This is a genomic window from uncultured Algibacter sp., from assembly GCF_947487575.1.
In the GTDB taxonomy this organism is placed as follows: Bacteria; Bacteroidota; Bacteroidia; order Flavobacteriales; family Flavobacteriaceae; genus Algibacter_B.
In genome coordinates this window covers 266493-281891 of record NZ_CANKXG010000003.1, presented here as the reverse complement: position 1 = coordinate 281891, position 15399 = coordinate 266493, and the positions used below count along the sequence as shown (strand labels likewise).

Genomic DNA, 15399 nt, shown 5'->3' with positions numbered 1-15399 from the left:
TAGTAAATGTCGAAGAAAGTAATAATTATTGGTGGTGGAATTATTGGTTTATGTTCTGCGTATTACCTTCAAAAGGAAGGGCATCAAGTTACTATTATTGATAAATCAAACCTTGATTCTGGAGCATCATATGTAAATGCAGGTTATTTATCTCCAAGCCATATTATTCCTTTATCTGCTCCCGGGGTTATGAAAAAAGGATTAAAATGGATGCTTAATAAATCAAGTCCACTGTATATAAAACCACGTTTAGATTTAGACTTTTTAAAATGGACTTTGGCTTTCAATAAATCATGTAATGTAAAACATGTTGAAAAAGCAATTCCCGTTATTAAAAATATTTCACTTTTAAGCCAAGATTTATATGATGATATAAAACGTGATGAAGGCTTTTCATTTCATTATGAAAAAAAAGGTTTACTTATGTTGTGTCAAACTTCTAAAATGCTAGAGGAAGAAATAAAAACAGCCAATTTAGCAAAGCAAGAAGGTTTAGATGCTAAAGAAATTAATTTAAAGGAATTAAAACAACTAGAACCAAATGTTTCGTTAAATGTAATAGGAGCTACTTATTATAAATGTGATTCTCATACAACGCCAAATGAATTTATGGAGGAAATGAAAACACATTTAAAAAACGTGGGTGTTGTTTTTTATACAAATGAAAAGGTTGAAGATTTAGAGGTGATAAATCAAAAAATTTCATCAATAAAAACCAATAGACAAATTTTAAAAGCAGATGATTTTGTTTTATCTACGGGTTCTTGGTCACCAATATTGAGTAAAAAATTAGGAATACAACTATTAGTACAAGCAGGAAAAGGCTACCGGATTAATACAAAAAATGAAACAGAAATTGTAATACCTGCAATTTTAACGGAAGCAAAAGTAGCAGTAACTCCTATGAATGGCTTTACACGATTTGCGGGTACAATGGAAATAGCAGGTATCAATCATAACATAAATAAAGTTAGAGTTGAAGCTATTGCTAATGCTGTTAAGCGATATTATCCAGAAATCAACTTAACTTCAGAAGAAAAAAATAATGTAGCATCTGGTTTACGCCCAGTTTCACCAGATGGATTACCGTATATTGGAAAATCTTTAAAATGTGAAAATTTAACTATTGCTACAGGTCATGCTATGATGGGTTGGACTATGGCAACAGGAACAGGAAAGTTGGTCTCTGAAATTATTTCGGAACAAAAACCTTCATTAGAACTAGCCAATTATCATCCAGATAGAATTTTTTAAATTATGAGGTACATCAAATTTCAAATAACTTATTCATAAAAAACAGAGTTAATTTCTGTTCTAAAATGAAGCCAAATACCATTGTTATTTTAACATCAAATGATGTAAAGCATAATAATACAGATGATATAGGTTTGGATGTACATGATGTTGGATTATATTCGCGTTCGTTTGAAGCTGGTATGGTTTTAACTTGTGAACCAGGAATATATATATTCCTGAAGAAGGCATAGGTTGTCGTTTAGAAAACGATTATTTAATTACAGAAAACGGCAATATTAATTTAACCGAAACTATGCCAATAGAAATTGAAGATATTGAAGCCTTAATGAATAATTAAAATAAAAAATATGATTGGAATTGGAGGGTCAACTATAGAAGAAGAACTAAATGCAATCGTATCAAATACACATTTAGTAAAGCCTATACAAAAGGAAGAGTTTCAACAACGAATTAATACAGCCTGTAAATTAATGAGAACTCAAAATGTTCAAGCTATATACTTACATTCAGGAACTAATTTGTTTTATTTTACTGGAACCCATTGGAATTCTAGTGAGCGTATGGTTGGTGCTTTGTTATTTCCAAACGGAACACTTCATTATATAGCACCTCAATTTGAAAAAGGTACTGTTTTAGATTTTATGATTATTGATGGCATAGTTCATTGTTGGGAAGAACATGAAAGCCCTTATCAATTATTTATTCAAATTCTTAACGACAATGGTGTAATAAATGGCGAGGTTTTAATTGATGAAACAACACCTTTTTTTATTAGTAATGGTATTCAAAAAATTACATCTGTATTTACATTAAGTAATGCTAAATCTATTATATCTGGGTGCAGAATGATAAAGTCTGAGGCAGAAATAGCTATTATGCAGCATGCCATGAATATTACTTTAGAAGTCCAGAAAGCCACAGCTAGAATTTTAAGAGTAGGTATTAGTGGTAAGGAAGTTGAAGACTTTATTAATGAGGCGCATAAACGATTTGGAGCTGCTTCTGGTTCTTATTTTTGTATTGTATTATTTGGTGTAGATTCTTCATTTCCGCATGGTGTTAAATCACCAAAGAACTTGGAAATGAACGATATGGTTTTAATTGATACGGGATGCGTAATCCATGATTATATATCAGATATAACACGAACTTATGTTTTTGGAGAGGCTAATGATTTGCAACGACGCATTTGGAATATAGAAAAAGAAACACAACAAGCAGCTTTTCACGCGGCTCAAATAGGAAACACTTGTGCTACAATTGATTTGGCGTCTAGAAAGATTCTAGAGTCTCATGCACTTGGGCCAGATTATAATCTTCCGGGGTTACCACACAGAACAGGCCATGGTATTGGCTTAGATATACATGAGTATCCATATATTGTTAAAGGAGATGAAACTATTTTAAAACCTGGAATGTGTTTTAGTAACGAGCCTATGATTTGTGTACCCAATAAATTTGGAGTGCGCCATGAAGACCATATTTATATGACAAAAGAAGGGCCTAAATGGTTCACTAAGCCAATGAGTAATATTGATAATCCATTTGAGTAACAAGAGAACCTTATCTTAAAATAAATCCATCTTTTATGGGAGTTGGTTAGGGCAATAATAAAGGTTTGCATTTCTGGCTATTCTAAAAAGGTTTGCATTTCTGGCTATTCTAATTTAAAGGAGACATACATTAAGACGACGTATCGGCAATTATTTTCCATTCTCCATTAATTTTTTTGAAAACAAGCATAAAAATACCATCGGCATTTCCAACTTCGCGTTTTAAATGATACTCACCTAAAACATAATATGCACCTTCACTTATTTTTGTAATATCGTTAATTCTAAAGCTTAGTTTTCCTGTGTGGTCTTTTGTAGGGTAGGCTTTTTGGTATCGCTCTAATGTATTATACCAGCCATAAGTTACGCCATTACTGCCATAAAACTTTAACAAATCACTTTTCCAATAACCTTCCATATATTCTTCCAAGTTGTTATTAGACCAAGCTATTCGTTGCTTTTTTAGAACTTTATTAATGGCTTTTATATCGGCTTCTTCATTAGTTTGTGCGTAACTATTAAAAAAACAGACCATAAAAAGTAATACAATAATTTTTTTCATCTGTTTAAATTTATAATGAGTAATAATTTTATTTGTTAATACAAAACATGTACCATGTTTTAAAACGAAGGTAAATGTAGTAAAATCTTAAAAGCAGTTTTAATTTTTTCGATTAAGTGAAAATTAGAAATTAAAAAAGGTAGCTCATCGATGAAATTTACATAAAGGTTTTTTTTATCTAGAGTAAAAATCTATTGGTCGAAAAAATAGTGTGTAAACCTCATATCTTTTCTACTTTTAACTCACAATAAAAAAAGAACTCTCCCTCAAGTTTATTTTTAACCTCTTAAAATCAAATGATTATGGATTTTCAAATTTCCCAATGCAACAATTTTTTCAAAGTAAAAGGTATACTTAACAAGCAAAGTGTAAATGTGTTTAATGATGAATTTAACAACATTTTTGAAAAAGTAAATAATCTTACTATAAGTATTCAAGATATTGAAAGTATGGATAAATATGGTGTTGATGCTATTTCAAAGCTTCATGAAGAAGCTTTAGCTAAAAACAAAAGATTATCTATAGTTGGTTTTGGTTGTAAAGAGTTATACGATCATTTCAAAACTGAAGTAGCAGCAGCTTAATTATAATATATTTTTCTGTTGTTTATAAAAGGCATCTGCCTGCAATTGCATAAGTTCCCTCGCTTTTTTGCGCTTGTAATTATATAGCTCGTCCTCTTTTTCAATATCACTATATATTCTATCGTTAATAGCGTAATCTGCTTTTAACATAGCTTCGAGTTGGTTTTTATTTTGAAGTACGTTAGTTTTTAAAGCTGTTTCTTGGTCTTCTAACTTAAAGTCATAAGCTCCTTTAGGTGATAATAGTTTTGCAAAAATAGGCGAGGTCTCAATGGCTAAAAACAACAAAAAGATAAATAAAGATGGTAACCAAGGGAGTTTACCTAAAGCGTCTACCCTTGCCATTAATCCATCAAAATTATTAATTATGGGTTGTGTGGTTGTCACTTGGGTATCGTAATCACCTTTTAGTTTAACTATTTCATTTTCAATAGCAGCAATTTTTGCTTTATTATCTAGTTTTAATTGTTGTAATTCAGCAAGAAGCGCATCATGTTTCTCTCGTTTTTCTTTGTAGACAGGCCCTTTGCCTAATAATTTTGTTCCTGCTGTTCCTTCGGCTTCAGCAATATAAGTGTCATAAAGCTGATTAACTTCTGCTTCTTTAGAGTCTATTTGTTGTTGTAGTGCTAAAATATTATTGTTTAAACCATCGATACTTGGTGTAAACTGCTCCGCAAGTTGAGTTTTATTTGCTAATGTCATCTCGTTTTTTTGTTCTAGTAAAACTTGATTTATCTCTTTCTCAAAAATCTTAAGTTCTAGAGGTTTTGAAATTACTACGGCTATAATAATGGCTAATAAAATTCTAGGAGATGCTTGAATTAATTCATCTATAACATGGCCTGTTTTTTTTATGGTAGAAACAATATAGCGGTCTAGATTGAAAATGAGTAAACCCCAAATAAGACCGAAGAAAATAGAAGTGTAAAGATTGTCAAAAACAGTAAATAGGGCATAACTAGCGGCAATAAAAGCCATTACTGCAGTAAAGAAAACGGTGGCGCCTATGCCAGCGTATTTGTTTTGTTCTCCTATAGAACAGTCTTCTAAAATATCTGTATCTGCACCAGAGCAGATGATGAAAAAGCGCTTTAACATAATGTGATTGTTTTTTGATTGATTGACTATTAGAACGTTAAAGCGGGTGGTTTGTTACACTTTTTCAGAGAAAAAGATAATTGTTTATCTTTTTCTAGACCGAACACTTTCAATAACCACAGTAGCTAAAATTAAACTTCCGCCAATAAAGGTGTTTAATGTGGGGATTTCGTTTAAAGAGAAAAATGCGATAACAATGCCACAAATGGGTTGTGCGCTTCCAATGATGCTAGCAGTACTTACCGAGAAATGCTTTAAGCTCCCAATAAATAAGGAGTGACCAATAGCTGTGGTTACTAATCCTAAGATTATTAAATATGGGAACTGTGTACTTATATTTTCTGTATTCATAGCAAACATTATGGGAAGAAGTAGAACGCTTACTATAAGCACTTGCTGCGTCATAAGTACTGTACCATTATATTGGTTTACATGACGTTTTAAAATTAAATTTCTGAGGGAGTAACATAAGGCTGAAATAAGTCCAAAGCAGATGCCTTTTAGTTGTGTATTTTCAAAACTAAACTCGGGAGCTAAAATGTAAATACCTATTAAAACTATTATTGCTAAAAGCACATGAATAGGGTTGAATTTTGATTTGGTGAAGAAAGGCTCTAACAGCGCTGTCATTACTGGAAACGTAAACATAGATAGCATACCTAATGCTACATTGGAAAGTTTTAAAGCATAAAAATAGGTAAGCCAATGTGCGCCCAATAAAACTGCACCTAGTATAATTGTTGGTGTATCTTTTTTAGATTTTATTTTAATACTATACTTTTTGTAAATACAATAGATAAATAGGAAAAAGGCTGCTATAGCACTTCTAGACCATATTGTTACAGGGGTTGGTAGATTTATGAATTTCCCTAATGTACCAGATGTACTTATTAAAACTGTAGCAAGTGCTAATAGTAAAAGATGGTTGGTATGCTGGTTTTTCATGTATTACATATTAAAGTTGGGACTGCGTTAGGGATTGCAGTGGCATCCTTTTTTGTTTTTCTCAAAAAAGATATAACGGAAAGCCCGACCCCTTGTGGGTAACGCCCAAATTATTTTTTTGATAGTTCTGTGAAATATTTGTAAAAAAATGGAATGGTTTCTATGCCTTTTAAATAATTCCAAATTCCAAAATGCTCGTTTGGCGAATGAATAGCGTCGCTATCTAAACCGAAGCCCATTAAAATGGTTTTGCTTTTTAACTCTTGCTCGAAAAGTGCCACAATAGGAATGCTACCACCGCTACGTTGCGGAATTGGAGTTTTGCCAAAGGTGTCTTGATAGGCTTTGCTAGCCGCCTGATAACCAATGCTATTTATTGGGGTAACGTAACCTTGGCCACCGTGATGTGGTGTAACTTTTACTTTAATACCTTTTGATGCGATTTTTTCGAAATGCGTTTTGAATAGTTTTGTAATGTTTTCCCAATCTTGATTTGGCACTAAGCGCATGGAAATTTTAGCATAAGCTTTACTGGCAATAACGGTTTTTGCGCCTTCGCCAATGTAACCTCCCCAAATACCATTAACATCTAATGTTGGGCGAATGGAGTTGCGCTCGTTGGTGGTATAGCCAGCTTCTCCGTAAACAGCATCAATATCTAATGCGTTTTTGTAGTGTTCTAAATTGAAAGGTGCTTTTGCCATTTCTGCGCGCTCTTCTTTAGAGAGTTTCTCTACGTTGTCATAAAATCCTGGTATGGTTATGTGATTGTTTTCATCATGAAGTGAAGCAATCATTTTAGTTAGTATATTGATTGGATTTGCTACAGCTCCGCCGTAAAGCCCCGAGTGTAAATCTCTATTTGGCCCTGTAACTTCTACTTCAACGTAACTTAAGCCTCTCAGTCCGGTTGTGATTGATGGTACATCGTTGGCTATCATTCCTGTATCAGAAATTAAAATAACATCGTTCTTTAGTTTCTCTTGGTTGTTTTTTACAAAGGTCGCTAGGTTTGCGCTCCCTACTTCTTCTTCGCCTTCAATCATGAATTTTACATTACATGGGAGTTGGTTTGTGGAGGTCATGAATTCCATAGCCTTAACGTGCATGTACATTTGCCCTTTATCATCACAAGCACCACGAGCAAAAATAGCACCTTCTGGATGTTTGTCTGTTTTTTTAATTACGGGTTCGTATGGTGGTGAATCCCATAATTCGATGGGGTCTGCGGGCTGCACATCATAGTGTCCGTAAACCAAAACAGTTGGTAGGCTTTTATTAATAATTTTTTCGCCATAAACTATGGGGTATCCATTTGTTTTGCATATTTCGACTGAATCACATCCTGCTTTTTCTAGGCTGGTTTTGATGACTTCGGCTGTTTTTAGAACATCATTTTTATAAGCAGAGTCTGCACTTACAGACGGAATTTTTAAGAGTTCTACAAGCTCATTTAGAAATCTGTCTTTGTGTTCTTTTATGTAAGATTGAATGTTATTCATTAGGTTTTTATGTGGATGCATTCAAAAATATAAAAAAGAATGTTTTTTGATACTATAAAGTTTGCAATTTAAAAATGTTGATTATATTTGCAGTCCTTTAGCGGGCGTGGTGGAATTGGTAGACACGCTAGACTTAGGATTTAACCTAATTATTAGTGTTAAAATATTTGAAATGCAGGTGTGGTGGAATTGGTAGACACGTTAGACTTAGGATCTAATGCAGCAATGTGTGGGAGTTCGAGTCTCCCCACCTGTACAAAAGCTCTCAATTTATTGAGAGCTTTTTTTATTTAAAATCAGACTTCGTTTTTACTCAGGTACAACATAGGTACAACATTTTGTTATTTTCTTTGACTTAATTTAGAATAATGAGATTTAAATAGATTTAATATCAAAAACTATTATCTTTTTTTTGTTATTGATATTTTTTCGTAGTAGAAGTGATTTAAATGATTAATCAAAGTTTTAAATTTCATAACCTAAGAGTCGCCGATTCGAGCCCAGTTTCCATAACTAGTAAGGAAAATGCAAAACATTTTCTTATTTAATATTTGCAAAATAAGGCTGTTTTTACTCTTTTCATTTTTTAATTTAAAAAAATCAGTATGTTGGAATAAAATAAAAGCATTATTTTTACAAAAAAACTAACCCCTATGAAAAAAAACCTCGTATTTTTCTTCGTATTAATTTTTCAATTAAGTTTTTCTCAAGCTATAGAAATAGGTCTTTTGACCGACAAGGATACACCAGAAGTACAACCTTTATTAGAACAATTAAAAACTGAAATTAAAGCAGTTTTGGGTCAAGGTAAAACAGTAAACTTTAAAAATGTACTTTCAAACAACTATAATTTAGAAACAGCAAAGGCAAACTACCAATCATTGGTTAATAGTGATGCAGATATTATTTTGGCTTTTGGAGTTATGGATAATATAGTTTTGAGCCAACAGGAAAGTTATACCAAACCCGTCATTGTTTTTGGTTCAATTAATTCAGATTTTATAAACTTACCTTCAGAACAGAAAACGTCTGGGATTAATAATATTACATATATCATCGCTCCGCTGTCTTATAAGAAGGATTTGGACGCCTTCGAAACTATCTACGACTATAAAAATATCGGCATTATTATAGATGATTACATTATAGATGCGCTTCCATTAGAGACGATATTTGATCCATATTTTCAGAAAGCAGGAAAACAATATCGTTTAATTCCGTTATCAGAAAATGGTATTGGTTCTTCTGATTTAGATGGCATTGATGCCGTTTATCTTGCTGGTGGTTTTGATTTTGGTAATGCACAATTTGAGACCCTAACCTCAATGATTAACACTAAAAAACTACCATCATTTTCAGCTAACAGAGTTAAGGATGTAGAGCGTGGTATATTAGCAACCAATCAACCTCAAACGAACTTAGATCAGTTTTTTAGACGTATCGCTCTAAACGTAGAAGCTATTAATAGTGGTACTAATGCTTCAGAATTGCCATTGTTACTAGAGTATAAAAATAAGCTAACTATTAATTTCGATACTGCAAAACTTATTGATTTTCCATTGAGATATGCCATGTTAGGCTCCGCAGATTTTATTGGAAGTACTACAAAACCTAAAACAGAAAATGCATTGTCTATATTAGATATCATGGGTGGTGTTTTAGACCAAAACTTAGGCTTATCTTCGAGTAAAAAGAGTATTGAACTAAGTGGTCAAGATGTTAAAATTGCTAAAAGCGGTTATTTGCCAAATGTTACCGCTGGCGTTAGTGGTGTTTATCTAGACCCTAGAGTAGCAGAAATTTCAAATGGTTCTAATCCAGAAATTTCAACATCAGGAAATGTTGTTTTGGAGCAATTGATTTATTCTGAAAGTGCTTCAGCAAATATTGATATTAAAGATGAATTACGAAAAGCAGAACAGGAAAATTATAATGCTAATGAATTAGATGCCCTGTTAAATGCTTCAGTAGCTTATTTTAATGCCTTAATTCTAAAAACAAATACAAATATTCAGAATCAGAACTTGCAAACTACAAAACGTAATTTAGAATTAGCTGAACAAAATTTTGAAGGCGGTGCATCAGGTAAGTCTGATGTGTTGCGTTTTAGGAGTCAGTTGGCACAGAATACGCAAAACCTTATTGATGCTGGGAATCAATTACGACAAGCCTATTTTACAATTAATCAATTAATGAATTCACCTATTAATAAAGATATAGATATTAATGATGCAGTACTTTCCGAAGGTGTTTATAAAAATTATAAATATCAAGACTTTTATGTCATTTTAGATAATCCGAAATTACAACCAGCTTTAATTGAATTTTTAATTCAGGAGGCTAAAAATAATGCTCCAGAATTAAAAAGTATAGATTATAACCTAAACGTCACTAAACGCACTTATGATTTAAATGATTATGGTCGTTTCATACCTACAGTTGCATTACAAGGACAATATAATCTGGCTATCTCCCAATCGGGAAAAGGCTCGACGCTGCCAGCTGGTTTTCCAGCAGCTCCCGACGGAACATATAATGTAGGGTTGAATCTATCCTTACCAATATTCAATCAAAATCAAAGAAATATAAATCGTCAAACAGCACTAATTCAGCAAGAACAACTAGGTTTTGAAAAGGAAAACATTCAATTAAGTATAGAAAAGAATGTCAATGATATTATTTTAAATTTAATTAGTGAAATAGCAAATATTGAAATTTCTAAAGTATCTGAAGAAACAGCTAAAGAAAGTTTAGAGCTTACACAAAATGCTTATAAACAAGGCGCGGTACCAATTATTCAATTAATAGATGCACAGACGAATTTCCTGCAAACACAGTTAGCAAGATCTACTGCAAATTATAATTATTTAATTACTTCTATGCAATTAGAACGTGCTATAGGGTATTTCTTTTTAACCCATACCGAAGCCGAAAATCAAGAATTCATTCAAAGAGCCAATCAATATATATTGAGTAAAAACTAACAACCTGTATTATGAAGATTAAAAAATATATCCTAATCACAATTTTAAGTTTAATTGCCTTTATCTCTTGTAAAGAAGAAAAGCAAGTTAAAGAAACTGTTTTGCGACCCGTGAAATATGAAGTAGTGGGAGATGTTGATGCTCATAAAATAAGAACATTTAGCGGTACTGCAAAAGCCAGTGATGCAATAGGTTTAAGTTTTAGAAGTAGTGGTGTTATTACCAAAGTTAATCATTGGAAAGGAGCAAAAGTTAAAAAGGATGATGTGATTGCCAGATTAGATAATGTAGAAGCAAATTTATCTTATCAACAATCAGTTTCAGCTTTAAATACGGCGAAATCGGCTATGAATACCGCTAAATCAAATTTAGATAGAGTAAAATCTTTATATGAAAAAGGAAGTAATTCATTAAGTGAATATGAACAGGCAAAAAATTCATATCAATCAGCTTTAGATCAATTTGAATCTGCTAAACAGGGTAAAACTATACAAGCAACACAATTGAGCTATGGTGTTATTAGAGCACCAAAAGATGGTGTTATTGCTTGGACTGATGGTGCTGTAAATGAACGCGTTTCTGCTGGTCATCAGTTTGCCGAATTAAATGCTGGTGATGGAATGAAGGTTGAGGTTGGTTTACCCGAATCTGTTATTAATAAGGTAAAAGTAGACATGACTACCAAAATGGATTTTTCTTCAATTGAAAATAAAACATTTGAAGGTAGAATCTTTGAAGTGTCACCCAGTATTGATCCAAATTCATCAACTTATATTACTGCCATAGAAATTATTAATCCAATACAAGACATTAAACCAGGAATGGCAGCCAGCGTTACTTTCGATTTTACAAATGGTGACAACAAGCAAAGTAAATCATTAATTATTCCTGTTAAATCAGTTGGTGAAGATGGGAAAGGGCGTTTTGTTTTTTTAATTACATCTAAGGATGATGCAACGGGAACAGTGAATAAACGCTATTTAGAATTAGGAGAGTTGACTGCTGATGGTTTTGAAGTGAAAAATGGATTAGTAGCTGGAGATAAAATAGCAACAGCTGGTTTACAAACCTTATTAGACGGACAAGACGTAAGATTAAAATAATAATAGCTAACCAAACCATTAATTATGAATCTTACAGAATTTTCAATAAATCGTAATCGCGTAGTTTTAAGTATCCTAGCTGTTGTTATGGTCATGGGGATGTTGTTTTACGCAAGCCTTTCAAGAGATAGTATGCCACCATATACCATTAGAGTAGCATCAGTAGTATCCTCATTTCCTGGCGCAAGTCCAGAACGTGTAGAAGAATTGGTTAGTGACAAAATTGAAAAAGTAGCACAGGAATTACCAGAATTAAAAGTGGTGAAAAGCACATCGCGTACAGGACTTTCAGTTGTTCAGGTTGAATTAAAAATGGAAGTTTCACCTGAAGAATTACAGCCAGTATGGGACCGTTTACGTCGAAAACTGAGCACGATTCAAGGCTTGCCTAGTAATGTAAATCCGCAATTACGGGATGATGGTATTGGAGAAGTATTTGGTATTGCTGTAGGTTTAATTTCCGATGGTTATGACTATGCAGAAATGAAAGATTATGCAGATGATTTGAGAGATGATTTAATAAAACTTGAAGATGCTGCCAAAGTTGAGTTGAACGGTGCGCAGGAAGAACGTGTTTTTGTTGAGTTTGAAAATACCAGATTAAAGGCCTACGGACTAACTTCTAGCAGATTGAAAAATATTATTGGTAGTACGAATATATTAAGCTCAGGTGGAACTATTAATGTTGAAGCCGAACGTATTATTCTTGAACCAACGGGTAATTTCAACGATTTAAGGTCGATACAGAACATGTTAATCCCCGTTGGAGAAAGTGGACAAGTTATAGCTCTTGAAGATATTACTACGGTTAAAAAAGGGTATATCAATCCGCCAAAACAAAAAGTACGTATTAATGGAAAGGATGCTATCTCATTGCATATATCTTTAAAAGAAGGTGCAAATATCATTAAGTTAGGCGAAGAAATTGATGTGTTGTTAGCGGAGTGGCAAGATAAATTACCAGTTGGATTAGAGGTATCTCGTTTAGCATCAATAGATCAATACATCGATTTAAAAATTAGTGATTTTATTGGAAACCTTTTACAGGCTATTGCCATTGTATTGGCAGTGATGTTATTCTTTTTAGGAATAAGAACAGGATTGGTCATAGCAAGTTTAATTCCTATTGTAACCATCACCACACTTATGGTTATGGGGTTAATTGATGTTGGATTAAATCAAATTTCGTTAGCAGCTTTAATTATGGCTTTAGGGATGATGGTAGATAATGCTATTGTTGTAGCAGAATCGGTCATGGTAAAAATGGAGGCAGGTATTTCTGTTAAAAAGGCAGCCATAGATTCGTGTTCAGAATTATTTACACCCTTATTAATTTCAACATTAACAACATCTGCAGCGTTTTTAGCTTTCTATATGGCAGAATCGGTCATGGGAGATATTATGGGACCCATTTTCGTTGTTATAACGATTGCTCTCTTGTCTTCATGGATTATAGCGTTAAGTGTTATCACCCTATTCTGTGTTTTCTTTTTAAAAGTAAAACCAAAAGAAGCTGGGAAAGTAAGCTTCTTAGATAAATTAATTAATGGATTAAAAAGTAAGTATAAAGATTTAATCTTAGTAGCGCTCAATTGGAAAAAATCAGTATTGGTGCTTATCGTTTTTATGTTCTTTTTATCCATTTTTGGATTTGGTCTTTTAGGATTTGTATTCTTTCCAGATAGTGATCGTAATATGATAACGGTAGATGTTAATTTACCAGAGAACACAAAAATTGAAAGTACCACAGCTGTAATTTTAGCACTTGAGGACTTTATGGGAAAAGAACTAAAAGTAACAGATGATAAACCAGATGGGATTGTAGATTGGTCGGCTTATATTGGAGAAGGCCCATCAGCTTACGATTTAGGTTATAATGCAGATGAAGCAAATTCTAATTATGCACATATTTTAATTAATACCTCTTCTTTCTTGGTGAATAATCTTATGGTTGAAAAACTAGATGCATTCAGTTTTGAAAATTTCCCAAATGCCGATATTAAAGTTGGTTTACTTGGTTCTGGTGGTGGTGGAACACCTGTAGAAATTGAAGTTTCAGGTGATGATCCAGATAAATTAGCAAGTATCTCCGAAGAAATTAAAGCAAAGTTATTTACCATTTCTGGAACAAAAAACATCAAAGATGACTGGGGACCAAAAGGGAAGAAGTTTGTTATAGATATTGATCAAAGTAAAGCACAAACTGCAGGCATTACTAATCAAGATATTGCAACGTCTCTGCAAACTGTTTTAGATGGTTTTCAAGCAGGAGAGTATAGGGAAGGCGATAAATCCATTCCTATCATAATGAAGAGTAACCAAAGCAAACAACAATCATTATCGTCATTAGAAACCTTAAATATATATGCTCAAAGTTCAGGAAAAAGTGTGCCTTTATTACAGGTAGCCACTATTATTCCAGAATGGCAATACTCTAAAATAAAGCGTATTGATTTAACAAGAACCATTAAGGTATCCAGTGAATTAACAACTACGGGTAATGCTTCCGAGGTGACTCAAGCGATTACGCCTTGGCTAGAAGAACAAAAAGAAGTTTGGGGTAAAGGCTATACTTATGAATTAGGAGGTGATGCAAAGAGTTCTGCAGAAAATATGGGAGCAGTAGCTAGTTATTTACCGCTTTCAGCTTTTATCATTGTCATGTTATTAATCATTCAGTTTAACTCATTTAGAAAAATGGTGATGATTGTTTGTACAATTCCGTTGGGAGTCATTGGGATGGTTTTAGGTTTATTATTGTTCGGTGTTCCATTTGGATTTATGGCATTTTTAGGTGTAATTTCATTAGCAGGAATCGTTATTAATAATGCCATCGTTTTAGTAGATAGAATTGAAATTGAAGAATCTGAATTAAACCGTAAACCACAAGATGCTATTATTGCAGCATGTTTACAACGATTTAGACCCATTTTATTAGCCACATTTACAACCGTTTTAGGCTTAGTGCCTTTATATCTAGGTGGTGGAGAAATGTGGGAACCTATGGCGGTAACCATTATGGTTGGTTTACTGTTTGGAACCGTAATTACATTATTATTTATTCCAGCATTTTATAGTGTGATGTATAAAGTGAATTATAAAGATTATAAATTCAATGATGCCCTTTTAGATTAAAATGCTAAAGAGATTATATCCATACCGTTTCGAGGTTTTCTTTTTTAGTCAGATTGCGATACTGTTTGGGTCTCTTATTGTACCGTCAATTGTATTTGAAACCTATCTATCACCAGTACTGTTTTTAATTAATCTATTTGCTGGGATTGTGCTGTTATCAAAACAGAAAAAAACAATGTGGTTTTTAGTTGCTTTACTTGTTCTAAGTGCCGTATTACTTGGCTCAGAATTAATAGAAACAGCAAATGAGAATTTAGTTGGTCCAATAAAAATGTTGACTTACTTTTTGTTTTACATCGTAGTTACTGTAGAAATTATAAAGCAAGTATGGCAAGCAAAAAAAGTCAGCAAAAATGTGATATTTGGACTTGTTAGTGGATACATTTCTCTTGGGTTAATCGGTTTTTTTATCTGCTTAAGTATCGAAATGGTATACCCTAATTCGTTTTCAGGTTTAATAGATGGGATTTCAATTACAGAAAATCTGATGTATTACAGCTATATTACATTATTAACCATTGGGTATGGAGATATTTTACCTGTTAGTGCATTAGCGCATAAAGCAGCTATTTTAATTGGTTTAATGGGGCAAATATATTTAGTTGTAATAACAGCTATTGTTGTTGGGAAATATATAAATCAGCTATCTATAAAGAATGATAAAAATTGATAA

Annotated in this window: 12 protein-coding genes and 1 tRNA gene; 9 read left to right on the top strand and 4 right to left on the bottom strand. The window is 32.8% G+C overall.

Translation table 11 applies throughout. The features are described from left to right. Window positions 1–6: 6 nt before the first annotated feature. The 3 genes from Q0870_RS04690 (at window position 7) to Q0870_RS04680 (ending at window position 2810) form a co-directional block, all read left to right on the top strand. Window positions 7–1254, top strand: a complete 1248-nt coding sequence (locus tag Q0870_RS04690) for an FAD-dependent oxidoreductase (protein ID WP_298551586.1) — start codon at window positions 7–9, stop codon at window positions 1252–1254. Between the two features lie 65 nt (window positions 1255–1319). After that, on the top strand, window positions 1320–1487 hold the full coding sequence (locus Q0870_RS04685; RefSeq protein WP_298551584.1) for a M24 family metallopeptidase: 168 nt from the start codon (window positions 1320–1322) through the stop codon (window positions 1485–1487). A 117-nt stretch (window positions 1488–1604) separates the two neighbouring features. Continuing rightward, window positions 1605–2810, top strand: coding sequence for a Xaa-Pro peptidase family protein (locus tag Q0870_RS04680; RefSeq protein ID WP_298551582.1), 1206 nt, complete (start codon window positions 1605–1607; stop codon window positions 2808–2810). Between the two features lie 130 nt (window positions 2811–2940). On the opposite strand, the gene Q0870_RS04675 is transcribed toward Q0870_RS04680, so the two are convergent. Continuing rightward, entirely contained in the window at window positions 2941–3372 is a 432-nt protein-coding gene (locus Q0870_RS04675; protein ID WP_298551579.1) for a nuclear transport factor 2 family protein, read from the bottom strand. A 302-nt stretch (window positions 3373–3674) separates the two neighbouring features. Between Q0870_RS04675 and Q0870_RS04670 the strand changes: the two genes are divergently transcribed. Then, a complete protein-coding gene (locus Q0870_RS04670; protein WP_298551577.1) occupies window positions 3675–3956 on the top strand; it encodes an STAS domain-containing protein in 282 nt (93 codons plus the stop codon). On the opposite strand, the gene Q0870_RS04665 is transcribed toward Q0870_RS04670, so the two are convergent. From Q0870_RS04665 to Q0870_RS04655, 3 genes are all read right to left on the bottom strand, one after another. Next, complete coding sequence (locus tag Q0870_RS04665) at window positions 3957–5057, bottom strand: DUF4407 domain-containing protein (RefSeq protein WP_298551575.1); 1101 nt, start codon at window positions 5055–5057, stop codon at window positions 3957–3959. Window positions 5058–5141: 84 nt separating this feature from the next. Further along, on the bottom strand, window positions 5142–6002 hold the full coding sequence (locus Q0870_RS04660) for a DMT family transporter (RefSeq protein ID WP_298551573.1): 861 nt from the start codon (window positions 6000–6002) through the stop codon (window positions 5142–5144). Between the two features lie 110 nt (window positions 6003–6112). Continuing rightward, the gene (locus Q0870_RS04655) at window positions 6113–7504 is read right to left on the bottom strand and encodes a dipeptidase (protein ID WP_298551571.1); all 1392 of its coding nucleotides are present in this window, start codon (window positions 7502–7504) and stop codon (window positions 6113–6115) included. Window positions 7505–7678: 174 nt separating this feature from the next. On the opposite strand from Q0870_RS04655, the gene Q0870_RS04650 reads away from it, so the two are divergent. From Q0870_RS04650 to Q0870_RS04630, 5 genes are all read left to right on the top strand, one after another. Then, a tRNA-Leu gene (locus Q0870_RS04650) sits at window positions 7679–7760 on the top strand. 397 nt (window positions 7761–8157) lie between these two features. Beyond that, a complete protein-coding gene (locus tag Q0870_RS04645) occupies window positions 8158–10488 on the top strand; it encodes a TolC family protein (RefSeq protein WP_298551569.1) in 2331 nt (776 codons plus the stop codon). Window positions 10489–10499: 11 nt separating this feature from the next. Beyond that, window positions 10500–11591: an efflux RND transporter periplasmic adaptor subunit gene (locus Q0870_RS04640; protein WP_298551567.1), complete on the top strand. Its 1092-nt coding sequence runs from the start codon at window positions 10500–10502 to the stop codon at window positions 11589–11591. A gap of 24 nt (window positions 11592–11615) precedes the next feature. After that, window positions 11616–14726, top strand: a complete 3111-nt coding sequence (locus tag Q0870_RS04635; protein ID WP_298551565.1) for an efflux RND transporter permease subunit — start codon at window positions 11616–11618, stop codon at window positions 14724–14726. Window position 14727: 1 nt separating this feature from the next. Next, entirely contained in the window at window positions 14728–15396 is a 669-nt protein-coding gene (locus Q0870_RS04630) for an ion channel (RefSeq protein ID WP_298551563.1), read from the top strand. Window positions 15397–15399: the final 3 nt, after the last annotated feature.